This window comes from Vibrio sp. 1641, assembly GCF_033339995.1.
In the GTDB taxonomy this organism is placed as follows: domain Bacteria; phylum Pseudomonadota; class Gammaproteobacteria; order Enterobacterales; family Vibrionaceae; genus Vibrio; species Vibrio alginolyticus.
This window is the reverse complement of the sequence record NZ_JAWOVP010000102.1, coordinates 1-821: the sequence shown is the minus strand read 5'-3', so window position 1 is coordinate 821 and position 821 is coordinate 1. Positions and strand designations below refer to the sequence as shown.

At 45.8% G+C, this 821-nt stretch carries 1 protein-coding gene and 1 pseudogene; both read left to right on the top strand.

Annotation, left to right across the window (positions count from 1 at the left end; genetic code table 11):
- Nucleotides 1-158: pseudogene (locus R7Z47_RS24425) on the top strand (nucleoside/nucleotide kinase family protein); the annotation flags it as partial.
- Between the two features lie 25 nt (nucleotides 159-183).
- A partial coding sequence (locus R7Z47_RS24420) for a phosphatase (protein WP_318130710.1) occupies nucleotides 184-821 on the top strand: 638 nt, incomplete at its 3' end.

Genomic DNA, 821 nt, shown 5'->3' with positions numbered 1-821 from the left:
TAGTAAACCGTAAGATTCGTGGTGGCACCGCCCCATAAGCTGCATTAGCGTTTTATTTAAACTCAGATGCCGTAAATGTAGATAAGGTTTTAAATCACTCAATTCCAGCGGATCTCACGCTGTTTCTCAATCAAAACGGTTCGTTCGAAATTCGATAATTTGTCCACAATTTAGGAGGTCACCATGGATATCGTCGTTGATAGCCACACCCATACTATTGCCAGTGGACATGCCTACAGCACCATTTTAGAGAACGCATTGGCAGCCAAGAATAAGGGGCTAAAACTTCTTTGTACCACCGATCATGCTCCCGAAATGCCAGGAGCCCCTCACTACTGGCACTTCAATAATCAAAGAATTTTGCCCCGCTTTTTGCATGAGGTCGGTATTCTCCGTGGCGTTGAAGCCAACACTTTAAACGTCAAAGGCGAGATCGATCTTCCGCTTTCCTCTGATCAACATCTTGATTGGGTAATTGCTAGCTTTCATGAGCCCGTTTTTAGACCCGCAACCGAAGCGGAGCACACTGCCGCGCTAATTAACGTCATTAAAAGTGGCAGAGTGGACGTATTAGGGCACTTAGGTAATCCCAATTACCCATTTGATATGGAGCAAGTGTTGCGTTGCGCTAAATCCCACAATGTAGCGATTGAGGTGAACAATACGTCTCTCACAGGCAAGAGCCGAAAGGGCAGTGATGCGCGCTGTGATCAAATTGTTGCCTTAGGAAAAGAGATTGGCGTGTATTTCAGTACCGGCTCTGATGCGCACTTTTGCGAAGAGATTTCAAAACTGGATCTCGCCATCGAATTGCTGGAAAA